Source organism: Sphingomonas albertensis, from assembly GCF_014358075.1.
Taxonomy (GTDB): domain Bacteria; phylum Pseudomonadota; class Alphaproteobacteria; order Sphingomonadales; family Sphingomonadaceae; genus Sphingomonas; species Sphingomonas albertensis.
Map to the genome: position 1 here is coordinate 1 of NZ_JACONT010000038.1, position 23,041 is coordinate 23,041.

Consider the following 23,041-nt stretch of genomic DNA (forward strand, 5'->3'; position numbering starts at 1 on the left):
TAGATGCACCCCCCGCGACGGCGGGGACCCAGACTGGGCTCCCGCCTTCGCGGGAGAACATACTAGTTCTGCGGAGTACGACCGAGGATCAGCAGCCCACCGAGGCTCAGAGCACCTGCCGCCATCAGATACCCGCCGACCAGCCACAACCCGCGCGGCGCGAGAGCCTCCGCCACGATCGGCGCGAGCGCCCCGCCGAGCACGCCGCCCAGGTTGAACGTCATCGACACGCCGGTGTAGCGCACCCCCGCCGGGAACAGGCTCGGCAGCCACCCGCCGAGCGGTCCGTAGGCGAACCCCATCACGAACAGCGCGCCCGACAGCCACAGCCACACCGTGAATAGCGATCCCGAGCCCAGCATCGGCCCCATCAGCGCACCGACGCCGATGCAGCCAGCAAATCCGATCGCGAGCATCTGTGCCGCGGAATGCCGGTCCGCCAGCACGCTCGCGACGATCACGCCGCCTGCGAGAAACCAGATCGCGACCAGTTCGACTGCGAGAAACGCCTCGCGCGAATAGCCGAGCGTCTTGGTGCCGTAGCCGAGCGCGAAGGCGGTCGCGAGGTAGAACAAAGCGAAGCACGCGATGACACCGAACGTGCCCTCGAGCGTCGCGCGGAGGTGCTGGGTCAACAGCGTTGCGATCGGCACCTTGGGGAGCGCCTCGGTCGCCTCGGCTTCGAGGAACGCGGGCGTCTCGGTCAGCTTCAGGCGCACCCACAGGCCGAGCCCGACAAGGATCGCGCTCAGCAAGAACGGAATCCGCCAGCCCCAGGCCAGGAACTGCGCATCGTCGAGGACGAGGCCGATCAACAGGAACAGGCCGTTGGCGGCGAGGAACCCGACCGGCGCGCCGAGCGGCGGGAACATGCCCCAGGTGTTCTTGCGGTGCGGCGGCGCGTTCTCGACAGCGAGCAGCGCCGCCCCGCCCCATTCGCCGCCAAGGCCTAGCCCTTGCCCCAGCCGCATCAGGCAGAGCAGCGCGGGCGCGATCCAGCCGACCTGCGCATAGGTTGGCAGGAACGCGATCCCGACGGTCGATCCACCCATCAGCAACAGCGAGGCGACGAGCGTGGACTTGCGCCCGACGCGGTCGCCGAAATGCCCGAACACGATCGCGCCCACCGGCCGCGCGACGAAGGCGAGCCCAAACGTCGCGTAGCTGAGCAGCAACTGCGCTGAGTCGGACTGGCCCGAGAAAAACAGCGGACCGAACACGAGCGCCGCGGCGGTCGCGTAGATGTAGAAATCGTAGAACTCGACCGCGGTGCCGACCAGGCTGGCGGCGAGGATGCGGCGGTTTGAGGCTAAGGTCGTCATGAGTACGGCATCGCTGCAGAGGGGAGTTCGGTCAACCGATTGCGAGGCTCGACGATCCTGCCCCGCCAGGGGGAGGTGGCTGGCGCTTGCCAGACGGAGGGGGAGGAAAGAGGTAACGCTCGTTCCGTGTCCTCCCCCTCCGTCGCTTCGCGCCACCTCCCCCTAGCGGGGGAGGATCAGAGAGGCAGGACGATCCTGGCGATCAGCCCCGGCGCATTGTCGGCGAGTTCGAAATGGCCGTCGTGCAGCCGCGCGACAGCCTCGATCAGCGCCATGCCGAGGCCCGCACCGGGGGTGGATCGCGCGCTGTCCAACCGCCCGAAGCGCTTCAACGCCTGCGCTCGGTCAGCGGCAGCGATGCCCGGGCCGCGATCCTCGACCTGGATCGCCACGCCATCGGTGCGATGGACGATCCGCAGCGTGACCTCGCCGCCCCCCGCGCCGTGACGGAGCGCGTTGTCGATCAAATTGGTGATCGCCTGGCTGATCAGTTCGCGGTGCAGCTTCATCGGCGGCGGGCGATCGTCGACCGCGATCGTGAAGACCAGCCCGGCATCCTCCGCGACGGGCGCGTAAAGCTCGCCGATCTCTTCGAGCAAGTTCGCGGGCGATACCTCGATGAAACGATCGCGCGAGACCGAACCCGAGCGGCTGATCTCGATCACCATCGTCAGCATCCGCATGACGAGATCGGTCTCGACGAGTAGCCCGCCGAGCGCAGCCTCGCGCGCATCGGGATCGGCGATCAGCACCGCCTGTTCGGTCTTGGTGCGCAGGCGGGCTAGCGGCGAGCGCAGGTCGTGTGCGAGGCTGTCGGTGACGATCCGCAGCTCGGCCATCACGCCTTCCAGTTTCCCGAGCATGACGTTGAGCCGTGCGGCAAGGCGATCGAACGCGTCTCCACCGCCAGCGATCATGTCCACGCGCCGCGAGAGATCGCCCTCGCCTGCCGCCTCGATCGCCTTGGCGATGCCGTCGAGCCGACGACTGACGTAGCGCGTCAGGACCAGCCCGCCGATCACGCCGAGCGCCAGCGACAGGAAGACGGCGACGGCGAGCGCCCGCTCGATTGCGCGTTCCTCGGCCGCGATCAGGTCGAGATTGCGGCCGGTGAGCAGCCAGTAATCGCCGAGAGGGTGGAGCGCATAGCCGGTCTCCCGTGCGGACCAGAGTTCGTCGGAGCCGAGCCGCGCGATCCGGAACTGCGTCACGCGGAGGGGGACCGCCAGACGCGCAGGCGAGATGCCGACGACCGCGCGGCCCTTTGGGTCGATCACGGCCAGCACCAGCGATACGTCGCCGGGAACGACCGCGCTGTCGATCGCCTGCCGAACCGCGATCAGTCCGCCGCTGCGCCATACCGCGCGCAGGGCTTCGGACTGTTCGGTCGTTTCGCGCCGGATCGCGTCGATCGCGTCGGCGCTGGTCGTCTTCCAGACGAAGCCGACCAGCGCGAGGTTGGAGACCAACGCCAGCGCGATCGAAAGCAGTGCGATCCGCGCCGTGACCGAAAGGCGGATCACCACCTCGGATCAGCCTTCGACGGCGAGCCGGTATCCTGCCCCGCGCACCGTATGCAGGATCGGCGTGGGGAAGCCATCCTCGAGCTTGCGGCGGAGGCGACCGATATGGACGTCAACCACGTTCGAACCCGGATCAAAATGGTAGTTCCAGATCTTCTCGAGCATCATCGTGCGGGTGACGACCTGCCCTGCGTGGCGGGCAAGGAATTCGAGCAGGTTGAACTCGCGTGCGCCGAGCGGGATCGAGCGGCCGGCACGCGACACAGCGCGGGCGAGAAGGTCGATTTCGAGATCGCCGACGGAGAGCTTGGTCTTTTGCGGCTCGGTGGCAGCACGGTCGGAGCGACGAAGCATGGCCTCGATCCGTGCGGAGAGCTCGGCGAACGAAAACGGCTTGCAGAGATAATCGTCCGCGCCGGCCTTAAGACCATCGACCCGGTCGTCGACGGCGGCGAGCGCGGACAGGATCAGGACGGGGGTAGCAATGCCGGCCGCGCGAATCGCGCTGACCATCGAAAGGCCGTCCAGGCCGGGCAGCATCCGGTCCGCGATGATGAGATCGAAGATGCCTTCGCTGGCGAGGAACAGGCCGTCACGGCCATCGGCGCAGACCTCGATGGCATGGCCGGCCTCGGCCAAGCCCTTGGCAAGATAGGCGGATGTCGAGGCGTCGTCCTCGACGATCAGAATCTTGCGGCTCAACGCGCTATCACCTTCCCTGCCACCGAATTGGGTCACTATCTCCTGCCCTCATAAACGGAAAGGCCGGCGGAAAGAAATCTTCCCGCCGGCCCCCACGGTACCCCCGGGAGTGACGGGCACCGATCTCTGGAAACTCATGCAGCCGTTGCGGACCACGGGTTGCTTCTAGGATCGGGTGGGGGTCAGGGCGATGACCGAGAGGTGACAATTTCGTCATGTTGGTGGTTGGAGTCGCTCGCAACGCCGCACGCACCGTGAACCGGGGTGCAAAGATCAAGCATGCGTTCCGAATACACCCCCGTCATCCGGCGAACGCCGGGACCCATGGTTGCGGAATGGGTGGTGGTTGTACGCTATCGCCTGGTCCACCGTATCCGTGGGTCCCGGCGTTCGCCGGGATGACGGAAAGGGGGGCAGCCGACGATCGGAGTGCGTGCGATGAAGTGGGAAGAAACCAAGGGTAAGGTCGTCGTACCCGCCATCTTGTACCCCCCGCGAAGGCCGGGGCCAAGTCTGTTCCCCCGCCTTCGCGGGGGAACACGCTTACTTACCGTCGAGGATCGCGGCGATCGCCGATCCGACATGCGCGATATCCGCCATGCCGTCGACGCGATGCACCAGCCCCCGAGCATCGTAGATCGGCAGGATCGGCGCGGTCTTCGCGCGGTATTCGGCCATGCGGTTGTGGACCGTCTCCGCGTTGTCGTCGGGACGACGCTTGAACTCTGTCGAGCCGCAGACGTCGCAGACGCCCGCCACGACCGGCTTCTTGTAGCGATCGTGATAGCCCGTGCCGCACTTGGCACAGGTGTAGCGGCCGACCACCCGGTCGATCAGCGCGGCTTCGTCGACGCCGAGTTCGATCACGTAGTCGAGCGTGCGACCACGATCGGCGAGCAGACCGTCGAGCGCTTCTGCCTGCGCGGCTGTCCGCGGATAGCCGTCGAAGATGACGCCGTTCGCGGTGTCGGGCTGGTCGAGACGTTCGCCGATTATGCCTGACACAATCTCATCAGACACGAGACCGCCGGACTCCATCACGGACTTCGCCTGGAGGCCGACCGGCGTTCCGGCGGCGACCGCTGCGCGCAGCATGTCGCCGGTCGAAAGCTGCACCATGCCGCGCTCGCTGACGAGCGTGGCGGCCTGGGTGCCCTTACCCGCGCCAGGTGGTCCAAGAAGGATAATATTCACGAAACGCACTCCCCTCGTTCGTGCAGGATACTTACACGCCCAAGCCTTTGGTTAGGCCCGCAGCTTAACGAAGTCGATTGCCCTTGAGCTTCGCTTTCTTGATCAGGTCGCCATACTGGTGCGCCAGCAGGTGCGACTGGATCTGCGTCACCGTGTCCATCGTCACGTTGACGACGATCAGCAGGCTCGTGCCACCGAGGTAGAACGGGATCTGCAACGCGGTCACCAGATATTCGGGCAACAGGCAGATGATCGTCAGATACGCCGCACCGATCACGGTGATGCGCGTCAGCACGTAGTCGAAGTAATTCTCGGTGTTCTTGCCCGGGCGGATGCCGGGAATGAACCCGCCATTGCGCTTCAGATTGTCGGCGGTTTCCTCGGGGTTGAAGACGACCGCGGTGTAGAAGAACGAGAAGAAGATGATGCCGGCGCCGTACAGCAGCATGTACACGGGCGAGCCGTGCTGCAGGTACTGGTTGAGGGTGATGATGAAGTCACCCCACTTCGACTCGCCTGCAACGCGCTGTCCGGCGAACTGCGAGATCGTCAGCGGCATCAGCAGCAGCGACGACGCGAAGATCGGCGGGATGACGCCCGCGGTGTTGATCTTCAGCGGCAGATGGCTGCGATCGGCCTGCATACCGCGCTGAGTCTGGCGCTTGGGATACTGGATCAGGATGCGGCGCTGCGCGCGCTCCATGAAGCAGATGAAGAGGATCAGCACGACTACCGCGACGACGATGCCGATCACCTTGATCGGATCGAGCGAGCCCGAGCGGCCGCCTTCGAGCAGGTTGACGAGCGTGACGGGCAGATGCGCGACGATGCCGGCCATGATGATCAGCGAGACGCCGTTGCCGATACCGCGGCTGGTGATCTGCTCGCCGAGCCACATCAGGAACATCGTACCACCGATCAGCGAGATGACCGCGGCGACGCGGAACATCATGCCGGGCTCTATGACCGCCTGGATGCCTTGTGCTGCACCAAGCGTCTCAAGGCCGACGGCGATGAAATAGCCCTGCACCGCGGTCAGGCCGACGGTGCCGTAACGCGTGTACTGGTTAAGGCGCTTGCGGCCCGATTCGCCGTCCTTCTTGATGGCGGCGAGCGTCGGCGACAGCGAAGTCGCGAGCTGCACCACGATCGAAGCGGTGATGTAGGGCATCACGCCGAGCGCGATCAGCGACATGCGGCTGAGCGAACCACCCGAGAAGGTGTTGAAGAAATCGAGCACGCCGCCCTGCGTCTGCTGCGAGAGCAGGCCGAGCGCGGTCGGGTCGACACCCGGCAGCGGGACATAGCTGAGCAGGCGGAAAATGATCAGCGCACCGATCGTGAACCACAACCGCTTCTTGAGGTCGGTCGCCTTCGCGAATTTCGAAAGGCTGATGCTTTGCGCCATCTGGTCGGCTGCGGATGCCATGCGTGTGATCGTCCTGGAAACAAAGAAGGCGGGATGCGTTGTGACCGCCCCCGCCGCTCATATAGGCGCACGGGCGCGCTTGTCTAATGGCTAAGGCGGATATGGATAGATGGCGGAACCACCTCGTCCACTGATTTACCCTGCCACATCGGTCGCACCCGGACCAATTAACCCATTCCGTTCGTCCCGAGTAGACGTCGAGCTTGTCGAGACGGCGTATCGAAGGACTGGCCCGCTCGGGTCTTGTACCTCGATACGAGTTCTCGACTGCGCTCGACTTCTACTCGGCACGAACGGGATGGGGAGAGATGGTGAGGGTTGCCGCGGCGGAGCGTCTCAGACGCCACAAACGAAAAGGGAGGGAGCGCACTCGGCACCCCCTCCCCCATCAAAGTCAGGCCTTGAACGACGCCTTGTGCGCCGCACGCTCCTTGTACTTCACGCCCTTCTTGGCGGCAGCCTTCTCGGCTGCGGGGACGAAGTGGATCACCTCGACCTTGCCGCCGATCTTCTCGACCGCTTCGATCGCGCCCTTCGACGCGCCGTCGACGGTGAACGAGAGGACCGTGGTCAGCTCGCCCTTGGCGAGGAGGCGGACGCCGTCCTTGCCGCCGCGTGCCAGGCCAGCGGCCTTCAGCGCGTCGTGGTCGAGCGTGGCGTTAGCCTCAATCTTGCCGGCGTCGACCGCGAGCTGGATCGCGCCGAGGTTGACCTCTGCGAAGTCCTTGCGGAAGATGTTGTTGAAGCCGCGCTTAGGCAGACGCATGTGCAGTGGCATCTGGCCGCCTTCGAAGCCGGCGATGGACACGCCCTCGCGGCTCTTCTGGCCCTTCTGGCCGCGGCCTGCGGTCTTGCCCTTGCCCGAGCCGATGCCGCGTCCGACGCGCATCTTGGACTTACGGGCACCTTCGTTATCGCGGAGTTCGTTGAGCTTCATGGTAATGCACTCGCTTTCGCTTGTTACGCGCTGGTTTGAAATCGCCGGGTTCGAATCCGGAAATAAGGAAGGGGGCCGTTAGCCCCCTTCCCGGTATTTGTCACTAGGTAGCGTGAAGGCTCAGCCTTCGACGGATACCATGTGCTGCACCTTGCGGATCATGCCGCGGACCTCTGGGCTGTCTTCCAGCTCGCGGGTCTTGTGCATCTTGTTGAGACCGAGACCGATCAGCGTTGCGCGCTGGTCCTTCTCGCGGCGGATCGGCGAACCGGTCTGCGTGATCTTGATGGTTGCCATGATCGCTTACTCCGTGATCGCAGCTGCATCGGCCTCGGCGGTCTTCGAACCACCATGGCCGAGCAGGTCGGCGATCTTCTTGCCGCGACGCTGTGCGACGGCCTTGGGCGAGGTCTGCTCGCCCAGGGCCTCGAACGTGGCGCGGATCATGTTGTAGGGGTTCGACGTGCCGACCGACTTGGTCACAACGTCCGCAACGCCCAGCGATTCGAAGACTGCGCGCATCGGGCCACCGGCGATGATACCCGTACCCTGAGGCGCCGACCGCAGCGTGACCTTGCCGGCACCGAAGTGACCGTTGCCGTCATGATGCAGCGTGCGACCGTCCTTCAACGGAACGCGAACCATCTTCTTCTTGGCAGCAGCCGTCGCTTTCGAGATGGCTTCCGGCACTTCGCGCGCCTTGCCATGACCGAAGCCTGCACGACCCTTGCCGTCGCCGACGACGACGAGTGCTGCAAAGCCGAAGCGCTTACCGCCCTTAACCGTCTTCGAGACGCGGTTGATGTGCACCAGCTTCTCGATCAGCTCTTCGCCGCCATCGTCCGCACCCGGACGACCGCCACGATTGTCGCGACCGCGACCGCCGTCACGACCACCGCGGTTGCCGCCTGGGCCCCCGCTGCGGTTGCCACCGGGGCCACCACGACCACCGCCGCCGCCGCCACCGGGACCACCGCGACCGCGACCGCCACCGTTGTTGCCCTGGTAGCCAGTGCTCTGCGGAACGTTCTGAGCCGTGACGTCCTGTGCGGTCGTCTCGGGAGCGATTACTGCCGGCGTGTTGTTTTCGTCAGCCATGTCTTAGAACTCCAATCCGGCTTCGCGCGCGGCATCGGCAAGAGCCTTCACGCGACCGTGGTAGAGGAAGCCGCCGCGATCGAACACGACCTGGGTCACGCCCGCTGCCTTGGCAGCCTCGGCGACGCGCTTGCCGACCGAAGTCGCCGCGTCGATGTTGGCGCCGGACGTGCCGCGCACGTCCTTCTCCAGCGTCGAGGCCGATGCGACCGTCGTGCCGGCGGCATCGTCGATCACCTGGGCATAGATGTGCTTGCCCGAGCGATGCACCGACAACCGCGGACGGGTGCCTGCACGTGCGCGGAGCGCGGTACGGTTGCGGCGACGCCGCTTGGCGAAAAGAGAAAGTCCCTTGGTCATTACTTCTTCTTCCCTTCCTTGCGGAAGATGAACTCGCCGTCGTACTTGATGCCCTTGCCCTTGTAAGGCTCAGGCTTGCGCCACTGACGAATTTCCGCGGCCAGCTGACCGACCATCTGCTTGTCCGAACCCGAGATCTCGATCGTCGTGTTGTCGGGGGTCTTGACTTCGATCCCCTCCGGCACGTCGATGTTGACGTCGTGGCTGTAGCCAAGCTGCAGCTTGAGGTTGCGACCCTGCGCCGCGGCACGATAGCCGACACCGGTGATCAGCAGCTTCTTGGTGAAGCCTTCCGACACGCCGGTGACCAGGTTCTGCACCATGGTCCGCTGCATGCCCCAGAACGCGCGCGCGCGCTTGGTGTCGTTGGCCGGCTGCACCGAAATGCCGCCGTCTTCGATCGTGTAGCTGATCTCGTCGCGAAGCGGCATCTTGAGGGTACCCTTGGGGCCCTTCATCGTCAGCTGCTTGTTCTCGATGGTCGGCGTGATGCCCGCCGGTACGGTGACCGGCTTCTTACCAATGCGGCTCATCAGAACACCTCCGCGAGGACTTCGCCGCCGACGTTCTGCTCGCGTGCTTCGGAATCCGAGAGCACGCCGCGGGGCGTCGAGACGATGGTGATGCCGAGGCCGTTACGAACGCGCGGGAGTTCCTGCGAGCCGGAATAGACGCGACGGCCGGGCTTCGAGACGCGCGCGACATGCTTGATCGCAGGCTGGCCCTCGAAATACTTCAGCTCGATGCGAAGGCCGGCCGCGGGGCCCATCTGCTCTTCGCTATAGCCACGGATATAGCCTTCGCGCTGCAGAACGTCGAGCACGCGGACGCGCAGCTTCGACGCCGGCGTGAGGACGGAGTCCTTCTTCGCGCGCTGGCCATTACGGATACGGGTGAGCAAATCACCCAGGGGATCGGTCACTGCCATGATTTAGTCCTTACCAGCTCGACTTCGTGACGCCGGGGATGAGGCCCTTGTTGGCCAGATCGCGCAGCTGAATACGGCAGAGCCGGAACTTGCGGTAATACGCGCGCGGGCGACCGGTCAGCTCGCACCGGTTCCGGATGCGGGTCGGGTTCGCGTTGCGCGGCAGTGCCGCCATCTTGAGGCGAGCGATCAGACGCTCACCATCGTCGAGCGTCTTGTCCGCTGCGATCGCCTTCAGTGCCGCGTACTTCGGGGCATACTGCTTGACCATGCGCTTGCGGCGCTCGTTCTTGTTGACTGAACTCAGTTTCGCCATCGACTTAAGTTCTTTCTTTGCTAGCGCCCCTCCCGCTTGCGGGAGGGGTTGGGGGAGGGAAGGACCAACGCCTGTTAGGCGCGAGGCCCCTCCCCTGACCCCTCCCGCAAGCGGGAGGGGGACTTAGATTAAGCTGCCTTCTTCTCGTCGGCAGCGTCGTCTTCGATCGGGAACGGGAAACCGAACAGACGCAGAAGCTCGCGAGCCTCGTCGTCGGTCTTTGCGGTCGTCGTCACGATCACATCCATGCCGCGGACCTTGTCGACCCGGTCATAGCTGATTTCTGGGAACACGATCTGCTCCTTGATACCGCAGGCGTAATTGCCACGGCCATCGAAGCTCTTCGGGTTGAGCCCGCGGAAATCGCGGACGCGGGGAAGAGCGATCGTGATGAAACGGTCGAGAAACTCGTACATGCGCTCGCGGCGAAGGGTGACCTTCACGCCGATCGGCATGCCTTCACGCAGCTTGAACTGCGCGATCGACTTCTTGGCCTTCGTCACGACAGGCTTCTGGCCGGCGATCAGCTCCATTTCGGAAGCAGCCTGGTCGACCTTCTTCTTGTCCTGTGTGGCTTCGCCGACGCCCATGTTCAGCACGATCTTGTCGAGCCGCGGGATCTCCATGACGTTCTTGTAACCGAACTTCTCGGTCATCGCCTTGATGATCGTCTCGTCGTACAGCTTGCGCATCCGCGCAACGTAGACGGCCTCGGTGCCGGCTTGCTCGCCAGTGTTCTGATCAACCATTGATCTTCTCCCCGGTCTTGACGGCGACGCGGACCTTCTTGCCGTCCTGCTCCTCGAAGCGGACGCGGGTCGGCTTGCCGTCGGCGGTCACGTGCGCGACCTTCGAAACGTGCATCGGTGCTTCCTTGCGGATCAGGCCACCCTGCGGGTCACCCTGAGTCGGCTTGGTGTGGCGCACGGCGATGTTGACGCCCGATACGACGACCTTGTCGGTCTTCGGCATGGAGACGGTGACTTCACCGGTCTTGCCCTTGTCCTTGCCGGACAGGACGATGACCTTGTCACCCTTCTTGATACGCTGCGACGCCATTACAGCACCTCCGGCGCGAGGCTGATGATCTTCATGTGCTTCTTACCGCGCAGCTCGCGAACGACTGGGCCGAAGATACGGGTGCCGATCGGCTCCTCGTTCTTGTTGACCAGCACCGCGGCATTGCCGTCGAAGCGGATGACCGTACCGTCTGCACGACGGATATCCTTGGCGGTACGCACGATCACCGCGCGGTGAACGTCGCCCTTCTTCACACGGCCACGTGGCTGCGCTTCCTTGATGCTGACGACGATGATGTCGCCAACGCCTGCAACACGACGCTTGGAACCCCCAAGCACCTTGATGCACTGCACCCGCTTCGCGCCGCTGTTGTCAGCGACGTCGAGATTGGACTGCATCTGGATCATGGATCCGTATCCCTTCTCTGTCTCTGGGGTCGATACCGACCGAACCCCGCCTAAAAAATCACCCCGCCGCGGACGAACCGCAACGGGGAGGAGCGGTCGCTTAGCCGTTCCACTCGTATTTCACAAGAACGATCTCGCTACCGTCATCCCAGCGAAAGCTGGGATATCCCGGTAACGAAGTCCGTCCCTGCCGCACGAGACCCCAGCTTTCGCTGGGGTGACGTACGTTTGAAAGTTCAGCCCTCGGCCGAAGCCCGCTCCGGCGTCGCGTGGGTGTTGACCCGCTCGATCACCTTCCAGGTCTTCAGCTTGGAGATCGGTGCGGTCTCTTCGATCCGCACGGTCTCGCCCTGCTTGAACTCGTTGCTCTCGTCATGAGCATGATACTTCTTCGAGCGACGGATGATCTTCCCGTAGAGCGGGTGCTTCACCTTACGCTCGACGTTCACGACCACCGTCTTGTCGCCCTTGTCGGACACGACCAGACCGGTCAGCACGCGCTTCGGCATGATACGTTCCTTACTTCGCGGCTTCAGCGCTGGTGCGCTGAGCCTGCAGGGTCTTGATGCGAGCGATGTCGCGGCGGACCTCACGAACGCGGCTCGGCTTTTCGAGCTGGTTCGTGGCGGCCTGGAAGCGCAGGTTGAACTGCTCGCGCTTCAGTTCGCCAAGCGACTCCGACAGCTGGTCGTCGCTCTTGGTCTTCATGTCGTCGATACGAGCCATGATCTTACTCGCCTCCCAGATGCGAGGTGTCGCCCAAGCGGGCAACGACCTTTACCTTGATCGGCAGCTTCATGGCCGCCCGCTCGAACGCCTCGGCGGCGATCTTGCCGTCGACGCCGTCGAGCTCGAACAGGATCCGACCCGGCTTGACGCGAGCGGCCCAGTATTCCGGCGCACCCTTGCCCTTACCCATGCGGACTTCGGCTGGCTTTCCCGAGACCGGAAGGTCTGGGAAAATGCGGATCCACAAACGCCCCTGGCGCTTCATGTGACGCGTGATCGCGCGGCGGGCCGCCTCGATCTGGCGTGCGGTGATCCGGTCGGGTTCCATCGCCTTGAGGCCGTAAGAGCCGAAATTGAGCGAGAAGCCACTCTTGGCGTCGCCCGAAATCTTGCCCTTGAAGGCCTTCCGGAACTTGGTCTTTTTTGGTTGCAGCATGTCTGTTCCTGCCCCTTAGCGACGATCGTCGCGCTGCGGCCGCACGCCGGAGGTTTGAGCCTCCATCATGATGCGGTCGTACGACGTCGGATCGTTGCCGAGAATCTCGCCCTTGAAGACCCAGACCTTCACGCCGCAAACGCCGTAGGACGTGTGCGCCGTAGCCTCGGCATAATCGATGTTCGCGCGCAGCGTGTGCAACGGAACCCGACCCTCACGATAGCTCTCCGACCGTGCGATCTCGGCGCCGCCAAGACGGCCGCCGCAGTTCACCCGGATGCCCTCGGCACCGAGACGCATCGCCGACTGGACCGCACGCTTCATGGCGCGACGGAAGGCGATACGACGCTCGAGCTGATCGGCGATGCCCTGCGCGACGAGACGCGCATCGACTTCCGGCTTGCGGATCTCGACGATGTTCAGCGACACGGTCGACGACGTCATCTTGCCGATCGTCGAACGCAGCTTCTCGATGTCCGCACCCTTCTTGCCGATGATCACGCCGGGGCGTGCAGCGAAGATGGAGATGCGGGCTAGCTTGGCCGGACGCTCGATGACCACCTTGGAGATCGCGGCCTGCGGCAGCGTCTTCATGATGAATGCGCGGATCTTGAGATCCTCGAGCAGGAGCCGACCATAGTCGGCGCCTTCGGCGTACCAGCGGCTATCCCAGGTACGGTTGATCTGCAGACGCAGACCGATGGGGTTGCTCTTCTGACCCATTATGCTTCTTCCTGCTCGCGCACGACGATGCGCAGACGGCTGAATGGCTTGAGAATGCGGGTCGACTTGCCGCGGCCGCGGGTAGCGAAGCGCTTCATCGTGATCGACTTGCCGACCGAAGCCTCGGCGACGACGAGGGCGTCGACGTCGAGGTTATGGTTGTTCTCGGCGTTGGCGATGGCCGAGGCCAGCACCTTGCGCGCTTCGATCGCCATGCCCTTGGTCGAGAAGGCGAGGATGTTCATCGCATCGCCGACCTTCTTGCCACGGATCAGCGCAGCCACGAGGCCGAGCTTCTGCGCGGAACCACGGATCTGCGTACCGACCGAAAGCGCCTCGTTGTCCGCGACCTTGCGCGGGCTGACTTGCTTAGACATCAGCGCTTGCCCTTCTTGTCGGCGGAGTGGCCGGGGAAGTAGCGCGTGGGCGCGAACTCACCGAGCTTCATGCCGACCATGTCTTCGTTGACCGAGACGGGCACGAACTTGCGGCCGTTATAGACGTTGAACGTGAGACCCACGAACGACGGCAGGATCGTCGAGCGACGCGACCAGGTCTTGATCGGCGAACGCGCGTTGGTGTCCTGGGCGGTTTCTGCCTTCTTGAGCAGATGAAGGTCCACGAAGGGGCCCTTCCAGACTGAACGAGCCATGTTAGCCCTTCCTCTTCGTCGAATGACGCGACCGGATGATCATCTTGTCGGTCGACTTGTTATGACGCGTGCGCGCACCCTTCGTCGGCTTGCCCCAAGGCGTAACCGGATGACGGCCACCCGAGGTACGGCCTTCACCACCGCCATGCGGATGGTCGACCGGGTTCTTGGCGACGCCGCGCGTCAGAGGACGGATGCCCATCCAGCGCGAACGGCCTGCCTTGCCCAGGTTCTGGTTCTGGTTGTCGGGGTTCGAGACCGCGCCAACCGTCGCCATGCAATCGCTGCGGATGTAGCGCTGCTCGCCCGAGTTCAGGCGGACCATCACCATGCCCTTGTCGCGACCGACGACCTGCACGTACGTGCCGGCCGAACGGGCGATCTGGCCACCCTTCATCGGCTTCATCTCCACGTTGTGGACGATGGTGCCGACCGGCATCTGACCGAGTTCCATGGCATTGCCTGGCTTCACGTCGGTCTTCTTGGCCGCGAGAACCTTGTCGCCGACCGCCAGACGCTGTGGCGCCAGGATGTAGGCGAGTTCCTCGTCCGGGTACTTGACCAGGGCGATGAACGCGGTGCGGTTGGGATCATACTCGATCCGCTCGACGGTGCCTTCGACGTCCCACTTGCGACGCTTGAAGTCGATGTAGCGGTACTTCTGCTTGTGACCGCCGGCGATGCCGCGCGAGGTCACATGGCCCTTGTTGTTACGACCGCCGGTCTTGTGCTTACCTTCGGTCAGCGCCTTGACGGGGCGACCCTTCCAGAGCGACGACTTGTCGACCAGGATGAGACCGCGGCGTGCCGGCGATGTCGGATTATAATGCTTGAGTGCCATGGCCTCAGATCCCCGTCGTCACGTCGATGGACTGACCGTCCTTCAACGTCACGATTGCCTTTTTCATGTCGGAGCGCGAGTAGTTCGTGCCCTTCCACTTCTTGGTCTTGCCCTTCTGGACGAGCGTGTTCACGCCGACGACGTTCACGTCGAACAGCGCCTCAACGGCCGCCTTGATCTCGGGCTTCGTGGCATCGTTCGATACCTTGAACACAACCGCGTTGAACTCCGACAGGGTCGTCGTCTTCTCGGTGATGTGCGGGGCCAGGATAACGTCGTAATGACGATTATCGATGCCCGCCTTCTGCTTCTTAGCCATGGAAGCGCGCCTCCAGCTTTTCGACAGCGGCGCGCGTCAGCACCAGCGTGTCATGCTTCAGGATGTCGTAAACGTTCGCGCCGGCAGCCGGCATCACGTTCACTTCGTACAGGTTGCCCGCAGCGAATGCGAAGCTGGTGTCGACCATGTCGCCGTCGATGACCAGCGCACGCTTGCCGAAGCCGAGCTTTGCGAGATCGCCCTGCAGCGTCTTGGTCTTGCCACCCTCGACAGCCAGGCTGTCCATGATGACCAGCGAACCCGCCTTGGCGTGGCTGCTCAGAGCCATCCGCAGGCCGAGCGAGCGAACCTTCTTGTTCAGCGACGGGTTGAAGTCACGGACGCGGGCGCCGTGTGCCTTACCACCACCGATGAACACAGGGGCGCGACGATCGCCGTGACGAGCCGTACCGCCGCCCTTCTGGCGACCGAACTTCTTGCCGGTGCGTGCGACGTCTGCGCGCTCACGGGTACCACGAGCCGTCTCGCGACGCTTCTCGAGCTGCCAGGTGACGACACGGTGCAGGATGTCGGCGCGCGGATCGAGGCCGAAGACCTCGTCGTTGAGCTCGATGTCCGCTGCGTCAGTGCCGGCGAAAGATGAAACCTTGATCTTCACGCTCAGCCCTCCTGGCCGTCGGCTGCAGGTGCGTCGGTCGTTTCGGCCGGCGTGTCTGCTGCGGTGTTGCTGTTTGCGGTCTTGAGACCGGCGGGGAACGGTGCGTCGGCGTGGCGCGCGACCTTCACCGAGTCCTTGACGAAGAGCCAGCCGCCCTTGGAGCCAGGAACCGAACCCTTGACGAACAGGAGACCACGCTCGACGTCCGTCGATACGATCTCGAGGTTCTGCTGGGTGCGATACTTGTCGCCCATGTGGCCGGCCATCTTCTTGTTCTTGAAGACCTTGCCTGGATCCTGGCGCTGACCGGTCGAACCGAGCGAACGGTGCGAGACCGACACGCCGTGGGTTGCCCGCAGACCGCCGAAGCCCCAACGCTTCATGCCGCCCTGGAAGCCCTTACCCTGGGTCTTGCCCTGGATATCGACGATCTGACCTGCGACGTAGTGGTCGGCCGAAATCTCGGCGCCGACGTCGAGCAGGCCGTCTGCGTTCACGCGGAACTCATGGACGACAGCCTTGGGCTCCACTTCGGCCTTGCCGAAATGGCCGCGCTGCGGCTTTGCGACATTCTTCGACTTGGCGACACCTGCACCAAGCTGGACGGCAGTGTAGCCGTCACGATCCATTTCGCGAACGGAAACGACCTGATTGCCTTCGAGTGCCAGAACGGTGACCGGCACGTGCCGACCATCTTCCTGGAACAGGCGGGTCATCCCCATCTTCTTCGCGATCACGCCAGTACGCATGATCTTGTCCCTTCCTAGACAGAGGCCCCGTCGGACTATTCCTCGGGGGCTTGCGGACCATGTCCGGAGCGAGCTCCATGATGCGTCCACCTGACCCCATCCCCGGCAAAAGCCCTGAATGGAGTCGGTTCAACCCGGTAAATACGAAACGTGCCCCCGTCCCGGGCTGGTGCCTCTGCAAATGCGGAAGCGTGACGGGGGACGCTGCCCCGTCGGTTTTCACCGACGGCGGTATCCCAATGTAGAGCGGCGCGGGCCCATTGCTGGTCGACCCCCCCGCGCCAGCCCTTAGGCCAGCTTGATCTCTACGTCCACCCCTGCTGCGAGGTCCAGCTTCATGAGCGCATCGACCGTCTGCGGCGTCGGCTGGACGATATCCAGCATACGCTTGTACGTGCGCACCTCGAACTGCTCGCGCGACTTCTTGTCGATGTGCGGGCCGCGGTTCACGGTGAACTTTTCGATGCGCGTCGGAAGGGGAATCGGACCGCGGATGAGCGCGCCGGTGCGGCGTGCGGTGTCGGCGATGTCGCCGGTGGCCTGATCGAGCACACGGTGATCGAACGCCTTCAGACGAATGCGGATATTGCTGTCCATAGTCCCTACCGATGCGAAAGAGCGGGCCCGTTTCCGGGCTCTTGCTGGTTGATGTTTAAACCGAAGGCGGGCCATTACGGGAGAGTCGGTTGAAATGCAACCGGGGGTTGCGGGTTTTCCGGCTCGATCTGTCGAACACCATGCTACCCATCGATCCTCCCCCGCCAGGGGGAGGTGGCACGCGAAGCGTGACGGAGGGGGAGGAAAGTGATGCGGCTCGAAGGATCCCTACAAGGTCACACCAAAGCCAAGCGCCTGCGAAAGCAGATGAGCCCACCGGAGATCGCCCTCTGGTTAGCGTTGCGAGCCAACGAAGAAGGCCTCCGCTTCCGAAAGCAATACGCAGCCGGACCCTACGTCCTAGACTTCTACTGCGCCCCAGCCCGACTCGCGATCGAGGTCGACGGCGAAGCCCACAACCACGGCAACCGCCCCGAAAGAGACGCAACCCGCGACGCCTGGCTAGTCGCCCAAAACATCCAAGTCCTCCGCTACCCAGCCCGAGAAATGCTGGCAAACCTAGACGACGTCGTCCGCCAGATCACGTCCATCGCACTCCAACGCCGAACCACCATCGAGAGCTAATCGCCCCCTCCCCCTCCGACGCCTCCGGCGCCACCTCCCCCTAGCGGGGGAGGATTGTAAGTTGCTGGCTCGCCCCCATTGGCTCCCCCTTGTGCTAAGTGGCTATCGCATCACTCACAGTATCGACGGTGAGGGACTCGTCGCAAGAATCTCGGGACTGGCGATAATTGGCTCAAGCGGTGGCAGGTCTTGCTCAGCTTCGTAGATACCACGCGTGGCGTCGCTATAGGCTTGGATAGCAAGCCTACAAAGGTAGTCCGCCCACAGCAGAAGTTGCGGCAGGTCTCGCATCCAAACTTGATGATCGTTCCGTATATTGATTGCCGAAGGATGCAGCCCGGCCTCACTGGTGAACCCATGCACGAGAGTATGACGGGGCTCGACGACGCGCGAGAAGCCGTTTCGAAGACCGGTCAATTGTTGATCCAGACGGGATCCGTCGCGAGCTACTAAATCTCGAAGCCTTGCAAGCTTATCGACCATCGGCGTCCGCTGCACCTTCTCGGTGGTAAGCGTGACACCCGCCAAAAATGACTGATGCCACCATAATTTGGCAGTCACGCTTTCCGCTGAGGCAATCGTAATTATGAATCGTCCGATATCTGCATAGTCGGCATCACGCAGCATATCGTGTTCTTCCTGAGCTAGCGTGGCCTGCAAGCGACGCATCAGAGCGTAACACTCCGGGACGGACGCTATCCGGCAACCTGACCGAGACGTCATATAAGTAGTAGTGTGATGGCGGACAGCGTTGATCCAGCACCACACCCTCCAAACACGAAAAAGCCCGGCCTCTCTCGCGAGAAGCCGGGCTCTTTTCGATCATCTCCCGAAAGAGAGGATGCTTACTTGTCGATCTGGCTCACGACGCCTGCACCGACGGTACGGCCGCCTTCGCGGATCGTGAAGCGCTGGCCCACGTCCATGGCGATCGGTGCGATCAGCTTGATGCCGAGCGACACGTTGTCGCCTGGCATGACCATCTCGGTACCCTCAGGCAGCTCGACGGTGCCGGTCACGTCCGTCGTACGGAAGTAGAACTGCGGGCGGTAGTTGGCGAAGAACGGCGTGTGACGGCCACCCTCTTCCTTCGACAGCACGTACACTTCCGAGTTGAAGTCGGTGTGCGGCTTGATCGTGCCTGGCTTGCAGAGCACCTGGCCACGCTCGACTTCGTCACGTGCAACGCCGCGGATCAGCGCGCCGACGTTATCGCCAGCCTGACCCTGGTCGAGCAGCTTGCGGAACATCTCGACGCCCGTGACCGTGGTCTTGCGGACGGTCGGGTGGATGCCGACGATCTCGACTTCCTCGCCGACCTTGACGATGCCGGTCTCGACGCGGCCGGTGACGACCGTACCACGACCCGAGATCGAGAACACGTCCTCGATCGGCATCATGAACGGCTTGTCGAGCGGACGCTCAGGCTGCGGGATGTAGTCGTCGACGGCCTGCATCAGCTCGGTGACGGCGTCGGCGCCGAGCTTCTGGTTCGAACCCGACAGTGCGCAGGTCGCCGAACCCTTGATGACGGGGATGTCGTCGCCCGGGAAGTCGTACGAGCTGAGCAGCTCGCGGATTTCCATCTCGACCAGCTCGAGGATTTCCTCGTCGTCGACCAGATCGACCTTGTTCATGAACACGACCATTGCGGGCACGCCGACCTGGCGTGCGAGCAGGATGTGCTCACGGGTCTGTGGCATCGGGCCATCGGTCGCCGAAACGACGAGGATCGCGCCGTCCATCTGGGCCGCGCCGGTGATCATGTTCTTCACATAATCGGCGTGACCCGGGCAATCGACGTGCGCATAGTGACGGTTGGCCGTCTCGTACTCGACGTGTGCGGTCGAGATCGTGATGCCGCGCTCGCGCTCCTCGGGAGCCTTGTCGATGTTGGCGAAGTCGACGGCGGTACCGCCGGTCGTCTCTGCCAGAACCTTCGTGATCGCAGCGGTGAGCGACGTCTTGCCATGATCGACGTGACCGATGGTGCCGATGTTGAGATGCGGCTTGTTCCGCTCAAATTTTGCCTTGGCCATTGTTTCCTACCTTCTGATTCGTATTCCGGTGCCACCCCGGGAACCGCGCGAACGCGGCCCAATAGCGGCTGTTAAAGCGTTGCGCCAGCCCCTGCTTAGGGAGAGGCCGACGCGGAAGTAAATTCCGCGTCGTCGAACTTCGGTCGCTGACCGAAGCCGGCCGGCCTTTCGGCGTCTCCGAGCCAGGAAAACCTGGCTCGGTGCGCCTCGGGCTTACGCCAGCTTAGCCTTCACCTCGTCAGCAACATTCTGCGGCACTTCGTCATAGTGCGAGAACTGCATCGAGTACTGAGCGCGACCCTGTGTGAACGAGCGAAGCGAGTTCACATAGCCGAACATGTTGGCCAGCGGGACCATCGCCTCGACCGTCTGCGCGTTGCCGCGGCTGTCGGTGCCCTGGATCTGGCCACGACGGCTGTTCATGTCGCCGATGACGTCGCCCAGATAATCCTCCGGGGTGACGACCTCGACCTTCATGACCGGCTCGAGCAGGGTGATGCCCGACTTCTGTGCCACTTCGCGCATCGCGCCACGGGCACAGATTTCGAACGCCAGTGCCGACGAGTCGACGTCGTGATACGCGCCGTCATACAGCACGATCTCGAAATCGATGATCGGGAAGCCGACCAGCGAGCCCGACGCAGCGGTTTCACGGAAGCCCTTCTCGATCGCAGGCAGATATTCCTTCGGAATGTTGCCGCCCTTGATCTCGTCCTTGAACGTGATGCCCGAACCGCGCTCGCCCGGCGTGACCTTCACCTTCACGCGACCGAACTGGCCGGTACCGCCCGACTGCTTCTTGTGCGTGTAGTCGACGTCGACCGGCTTCTTCAGATATTCGCGATATGCGACCTGAGGAGCGCCGACGTTCGCCTCGACCTTGAACTCACGCTTCATGCGATCGACCAGGATCTCGAGATGGAGCTCGCCCATGCCCTTGATGATGGTCTGGCCCGATTCGGGGTCCGACGACACGCGGAACGAAGGATCCTCGCGTGCGAGACGATTGAGCGCGACGCCCATCTTCTCCTGGTCGGCCTTGGTCTTCGGCTCCACCGACAGCTCGATCACGGGCTCGGGGAATTCCATCCGCTCGAGGATGATCGGTGCGTTCATCGCGCAGAGCGTGTCACCGGTCGTGGTATCCTTCAGACCCGCGAGAGCGACGATGTCGCCAGCGAATGCCTCCTGGATGTCCTCACGGCTGTTCGCATGCATCAGCAGCATGCGGCCGACCTTTTCCTTCTTGTCCTTGACCGAGTTGGTGACCTGCGATGCGGTCTCCAGCTTGCCCGAGTAGATGCGGGCGAAGGTCAGCGTACCGACGAACGGATCGTTCATGATCTTGAACGCCAGTGCCGAGAACGGCACATCGTCCGACGAAGGACGCTCGTCCGGCGTGACGCCGTCGAGCTTCAGACCCTGGATCGCGGGAACGTCGAGCGGCGAAGGCAGATAGTCGACGACGGCGTCGAGCAGGGGCTGAACGCCCTTGTTCTTGAACGCCGAGCCGCAAACGACCGGCACGAACGCCATGCTCAGCGTACCCTTGCGGATCAGCTTCTTGAGGTCGGCGACGCTAGGCTCGTTGCCCTCGAGATACGCTTCCATCAGAGCATCGTCCTGCTCGACGGCCATCTCGATCAGCTCGCTGCGATACTTCGCAGCCTTGTCGGCCATGTCCTCGGGGATCTCGGCATATTCGAACTTCGCGCCCAGGCTCTCTTCGAGCCAGATGATCGCGCGGTTCTCGACGAGATCGACGAGGCCCTTGAAGCCGCCTTCCATGCCGATCGGAAGATATAGCACGGCCGGACGCGCGCCGAGACGCTCGATGATCGAGTCGACGCAGAAGTAGAAATCGGCACCGGTGCGGTCGAGCTTGTTGACGAAGCACATGCGCGGCACGCCGTACTTGTCGGCCTGACGCCACACGGTCTCGGACTGCGGCTCGACACCGGCAACGCCGTCGAAGCACGCGACCGCACCGTCGAGCACGCGAAGCGAACGCTCGACTTCGATCGTGAAGTCGACGTGCCCAGGCGTATCGATGATGTTGATAAGGTGCTCTTCGCCCTTACCTTCTTCGGCGCGCCACTTGCAGGTGGTTGCAGCCGACGTGATCGTGATCCCGCGCTCCTGCTCCTGCTCCATCCAGTCCATCGTCGCGGTGCCTTCGTGCACTTCGCCGATCTTGTAGGACTTGCCGGTGTAATAAAGGATGCGCTCGGTCGTCGTCGTTTTGCCGGCGTCGATGTGCGCCATGATGCCGATGTTGCGGTAACGGTCGAGCGGATGGCTGCGGGCCATGATCGTGCTTCCTTAAGGATATGGGGAGCCGAACGTGCCGGCTCCCCAATATATAGGTGTTTGCGTTACAGGCGAAAGACCGCCCGTCACGCGGTTACCAATGCTAGTCTTCGAAGCCCGCTTTTACCAGCGGTAGTGCGAGAATGCACGGTTGGCTTCCGCCATCCGGTGCGTATCTTCACGCTTCTTCACCGCGTTGCCACGGTTGTTGGCGGCGTCCATCAGCTCGCCCGACAGCCGTGCGGCCATCGTGTTCTCGCTGCGCGAACGCGCCGCACCGATCAGCCAGCGGATCGCCAGCGCCTGTGCACGCTCGGGACGCACTTCGACGGGAACCTGATAGGTTGCACCACCGACGCGACGCGAACGGACTTCAATGCCCGGCTTCACGTTGTTCAGCGCATCGTGGAAAACGCCGATCGGATCGCGCTTGGCGCGCTGCTCGACGGTTTCGAATGCACCGTACACGATCAGCTCTGCGACGGACTTCTTGCCGTCCAGCATGACGCTGTTCATGAACTTCGACAGAACCTCATCCCCGAACTTGGGATCAGGCAGGATGACCCGCTTTTCGGGACGACGACGACGTGCCATTTCAATTTCCTTGTAGACTTCAGCCGGTTCCGGAACACGTCCGGGGCTTACTAAGCTTCGTAACTTCCGAGGCGTGGATCCCGGATAAGACCGCCTAGAGCGATCTTTCCGGGATGATCATGCCCCCGGCATGATCACTTCGGACGCTTGGCGCCGTACTTGGAACGCGACTGACGCCGGTCCTTCACACCCTGTGTATCGAGCACGCCGCGCAGGACGTGATAGCGAACACCAGGAAGATCGCGGACACGACCGCCACGGATCAGGACAACCGAATGCTCCTGAAGATTGTGGCCCTCGCCCGGGATGTAGCTGATGACTTCGCGCTGGTTGGTCAGGCGAACCTTGGCCACCTTGCGCAGAGCCGAGTTCGGCTTCTTCGGGGTCGTCGTGTAGACGCGCGTGCAAACGCCACGCTTCTGCGGATTTGCTTCCATCGCAGGGACCTTGGACTTGGCCTTCTGCGGATCGCGGCCCTTGCGGACCAGCTGGTTAATCGTCGGCATTGAAGCCTTCACCTTTCAAGTGGTTACTTTGCTGGAGCCATGAGGCGCCTGAGAATACAAAAAGGACCATAGGAACGCGGACGCGCCCCTCAGGCCCTGGAATGCA

General features: G+C 63.2%; 32 protein-coding genes. 1 reads left to right on the top strand and 31 read right to left on the bottom strand.

The annotated features are described in order from the left end of the window. Nucleotides 1–62: 62 nt before the first annotated feature. The 26 genes from H8S47_RS15115 to rpsJ all read right to left on the bottom strand — a co-directional run bounded on the left by H8S47_RS15115 (nt 63) and on the right by rpsJ (nt 16,901). Nucleotides 63–1,322, bottom strand: a complete 1,260-nt coding sequence (locus H8S47_RS15115; protein ID WP_187504651.1) for an MFS transporter — start codon at nt 1,320–1,322, stop codon at nt 63–65. Between the two features lie 176 nt (nt 1,323–1,498). Then, nucleotides 1,499–2,845 (bottom strand): sensor histidine kinase, encoded by a 1,347-nt coding sequence (locus H8S47_RS15120; RefSeq protein WP_187504652.1) that lies wholly within the window; start codon nt 2,843–2,845, stop codon nt 1,499–1,501. A 9-nt stretch (nt 2,846–2,854) separates the two neighbouring features. After that, the gene (locus H8S47_RS15125; RefSeq protein ID WP_187504653.1) at nt 2,855–3,547 is read right to left on the bottom strand and encodes a winged helix-turn-helix domain-containing protein; all 693 of its coding nucleotides are present in this window, start codon (nt 3,545–3,547) and stop codon (nt 2,855–2,857) included. A 543-nt stretch (nt 3,548–4,090) separates the two neighbouring features. After that, nucleotides 4,091–4,741 carry an adenylate kinase gene (locus tag H8S47_RS15130; protein WP_187504654.1) on the bottom strand — a complete coding sequence of 217 codons (651 nt, stop codon included), beginning with the start codon at nt 4,739–4,741 and terminating at the stop codon, nt 4,091–4,093. 64 nt (nt 4,742–4,805) lie between these two features. After that, nucleotides 4,806–6,170 (bottom strand): preprotein translocase subunit SecY, encoded by a 1,365-nt coding sequence (secY, locus tag H8S47_RS15135; RefSeq protein WP_187504655.1) that lies wholly within the window; start codon nt 6,168–6,170, stop codon nt 4,806–4,808. Nucleotides 6,171–6,564: 394 nt separating this feature from the next. Continuing rightward, on the bottom strand, nt 6,565–7,107 hold the full coding sequence (gene rplO / locus H8S47_RS15140) for a 50S ribosomal protein L15 (RefSeq protein WP_056047631.1): 543 nt from the start codon (nt 7,105–7,107) through the stop codon (nt 6,565–6,567). A 120-nt stretch (nt 7,108–7,227) separates the two neighbouring features. Continuing rightward, a complete protein-coding gene (rpmD, locus tag H8S47_RS15145) occupies nt 7,228–7,404 on the bottom strand; it encodes a 50S ribosomal protein L30 (RefSeq protein ID WP_055872633.1) in 177 nt (58 codons plus the stop codon). A 6-nt stretch (nt 7,405–7,410) separates the two neighbouring features. Further along, nucleotides 7,411–8,205 (bottom strand): 30S ribosomal protein S5, encoded by a 795-nt coding sequence (rpsE, locus tag H8S47_RS15150; protein ID WP_060524133.1) that lies wholly within the window; start codon nt 8,203–8,205, stop codon nt 7,411–7,413. A gap of 3 nt (nt 8,206–8,208) precedes the next feature. Continuing rightward, nucleotides 8,209–8,565, bottom strand: a complete 357-nt coding sequence (gene rplR, locus H8S47_RS15155; protein WP_031393749.1) for a 50S ribosomal protein L18 — start codon at nt 8,563–8,565, stop codon at nt 8,209–8,211. After that, on the bottom strand, nt 8,565–9,098 hold the full coding sequence (gene rplF, locus H8S47_RS15160; protein ID WP_056047628.1) for a 50S ribosomal protein L6: 534 nt from the start codon (nt 9,096–9,098) through the stop codon (nt 8,565–8,567). The genes rplR and rplF overlap by 1 nt, the downstream gene beginning before the upstream one ends. Further along, nucleotides 9,098–9,493 carry a 30S ribosomal protein S8 gene (gene rpsH / locus H8S47_RS15165; RefSeq protein WP_031393751.1) on the bottom strand — a complete coding sequence of 132 codons (396 nt, stop codon included), beginning with the start codon at nt 9,491–9,493 and terminating at the stop codon, nt 9,098–9,100. Before rpsH ends, rplF begins: the two co-directional genes overlap by 1 nt. A 10-nt stretch (nt 9,494–9,503) precedes the next feature. Beyond that, nucleotides 9,504–9,809 (bottom strand): 30S ribosomal protein S14, encoded by a 306-nt coding sequence (gene rpsN, locus H8S47_RS15170; RefSeq protein WP_056015537.1) that lies wholly within the window; start codon nt 9,807–9,809, stop codon nt 9,504–9,506. 128 nt (nt 9,810–9,937) lie between these two features. Beyond that, complete coding sequence (gene rplE / locus H8S47_RS15175; protein ID WP_082441396.1) at nt 9,938–10,501, bottom strand: 50S ribosomal protein L5; 564 nt, start codon at nt 10,499–10,501, stop codon at nt 9,938–9,940. Between the two features lie 49 nt (nt 10,502–10,550). Beyond that, nucleotides 10,551–10,868, bottom strand: a complete 318-nt coding sequence (gene rplX / locus H8S47_RS15180) for a 50S ribosomal protein L24 (RefSeq protein ID WP_056047623.1) — start codon at nt 10,866–10,868, stop codon at nt 10,551–10,553. Then, nucleotides 10,868–11,236 (bottom strand): 50S ribosomal protein L14, encoded by a 369-nt coding sequence (gene rplN / locus H8S47_RS15185; RefSeq protein ID WP_031393755.1) that lies wholly within the window; start codon nt 11,234–11,236, stop codon nt 10,868–10,870. The genes rplX and rplN overlap by 1 nt, the downstream gene beginning before the upstream one ends. Before the next feature lie 236 nt (nt 11,237–11,472). Then, nucleotides 11,473–11,745 (bottom strand): 30S ribosomal protein S17, encoded by a 273-nt coding sequence (rpsQ, locus tag H8S47_RS15190; RefSeq protein ID WP_031393756.1) that lies wholly within the window; start codon nt 11,743–11,745, stop codon nt 11,473–11,475. Nucleotides 11,746–11,755: 10 nt separating this feature from the next. Next, nucleotides 11,756–11,962: a 50S ribosomal protein L29 gene (rpmC, locus tag H8S47_RS15195; protein WP_055872644.1), complete on the bottom strand. Its 207-nt coding sequence runs from the start codon at nt 11,960–11,962 to the stop codon at nt 11,756–11,758. A 4-nt stretch (nt 11,963–11,966) separates the two neighbouring features. Further along, nucleotides 11,967–12,401 (bottom strand): 50S ribosomal protein L16, encoded by a 435-nt coding sequence (rplP, locus tag H8S47_RS15200; protein WP_031393758.1) that lies wholly within the window; start codon nt 12,399–12,401, stop codon nt 11,967–11,969. 15 nt (nt 12,402–12,416) lie between these two features. Further along, entirely contained in the window at nt 12,417–13,124 is a 708-nt protein-coding gene (gene rpsC / locus H8S47_RS15205) for a 30S ribosomal protein S3 (protein ID WP_055872646.1), read from the bottom strand. Continuing rightward, the gene (rplV, locus tag H8S47_RS15210; RefSeq protein ID WP_056047621.1) at nt 13,124–13,501 is read right to left on the bottom strand and encodes a 50S ribosomal protein L22; all 378 of its coding nucleotides are present in this window, start codon (nt 13,499–13,501) and stop codon (nt 13,124–13,126) included. Before rplV ends, rpsC begins: the two co-directional genes overlap by 1 nt. Beyond that, on the bottom strand, nt 13,501–13,776 hold the full coding sequence (gene rpsS, locus H8S47_RS15215) for a 30S ribosomal protein S19 (protein WP_031393761.1): 276 nt from the start codon (nt 13,774–13,776) through the stop codon (nt 13,501–13,503). Before rpsS ends, rplV begins: the two co-directional genes overlap by 1 nt. 1 nt (nt 13,777) lies before the next feature. Then, on the bottom strand, nt 13,778–14,617 hold the full coding sequence (gene rplB / locus H8S47_RS15220; RefSeq protein WP_055872649.1) for a 50S ribosomal protein L2: 840 nt from the start codon (nt 14,615–14,617) through the stop codon (nt 13,778–13,780). Between the two features lie 4 nt (nt 14,618–14,621). After that, the gene (locus tag H8S47_RS15225; protein WP_056047618.1) at nt 14,622–14,936 is read right to left on the bottom strand and encodes a 50S ribosomal protein L23; all 315 of its coding nucleotides are present in this window, start codon (nt 14,934–14,936) and stop codon (nt 14,622–14,624) included. Beyond that, entirely contained in the window at nt 14,929–15,555 is a 627-nt protein-coding gene (rplD, locus tag H8S47_RS15230; protein ID WP_056047616.1) for a 50S ribosomal protein L4, read from the bottom strand. The genes H8S47_RS15225 and rplD overlap by 8 nt, the downstream gene beginning before the upstream one ends. Nucleotides 15,556–15,557: 2 nt before the next feature. After that, entirely contained in the window at nt 15,558–16,304 is a 747-nt protein-coding gene (rplC, locus tag H8S47_RS15235) for a 50S ribosomal protein L3 (RefSeq protein WP_056060507.1), read from the bottom strand. Between the two features lie 288 nt (nt 16,305–16,592). Continuing rightward, entirely contained in the window at nt 16,593–16,901 is a 309-nt protein-coding gene (gene rpsJ / locus H8S47_RS15240) for a 30S ribosomal protein S10 (protein WP_007406109.1), read from the bottom strand. A gap of 210 nt (nt 16,902–17,111) precedes the next feature. Between rpsJ and H8S47_RS15245 the strand changes: the two genes are divergently transcribed. After that, nucleotides 17,112–17,486, top strand: coding sequence for an endonuclease domain-containing protein (locus tag H8S47_RS15245; protein WP_187504656.1), 375 nt, complete (start codon nt 17,112–17,114; stop codon nt 17,484–17,486). A 114-nt stretch (nt 17,487–17,600) separates the two neighbouring features. On the opposite strand, the gene H8S47_RS15250 is transcribed toward H8S47_RS15245, so the two are convergent. From H8S47_RS15250 to rpsL, 5 genes are all read right to left on the bottom strand, one after another. After that, the gene (locus H8S47_RS15250) at nt 17,601–18,155 is read right to left on the bottom strand and encodes a hypothetical protein (protein ID WP_187504657.1); all 555 of its coding nucleotides are present in this window, start codon (nt 18,153–18,155) and stop codon (nt 17,601–17,603) included. A 176-nt stretch (nt 18,156–18,331) separates the two neighbouring features. Beyond that, complete coding sequence (tuf, locus tag H8S47_RS15255) at nt 18,332–19,525, bottom strand: elongation factor Tu (RefSeq protein ID WP_031393767.1); 1,194 nt, start codon at nt 19,523–19,525, stop codon at nt 18,332–18,334. Between the two features lie 213 nt (nt 19,526–19,738). After that, a complete protein-coding gene (fusA, locus tag H8S47_RS15260) occupies nt 19,739–21,835 on the bottom strand; it encodes an elongation factor G (protein ID WP_187504658.1) in 2,097 nt (698 codons plus the stop codon). A 123-nt stretch (nt 21,836–21,958) separates the two neighbouring features. Continuing rightward, a complete protein-coding gene (rpsG, locus tag H8S47_RS15265) occupies nt 21,959–22,429 on the bottom strand; it encodes a 30S ribosomal protein S7 (RefSeq protein WP_055872660.1) in 471 nt (156 codons plus the stop codon). A 134-nt stretch (nt 22,430–22,563) separates the two neighbouring features. Then, nucleotides 22,564–22,935, bottom strand: coding sequence for a 30S ribosomal protein S12 (gene rpsL / locus H8S47_RS15270; RefSeq protein WP_010164594.1), 372 nt, complete (start codon nt 22,933–22,935; stop codon nt 22,564–22,566). Nucleotides 22,936–23,041 lie beyond the last annotated feature (106 nt).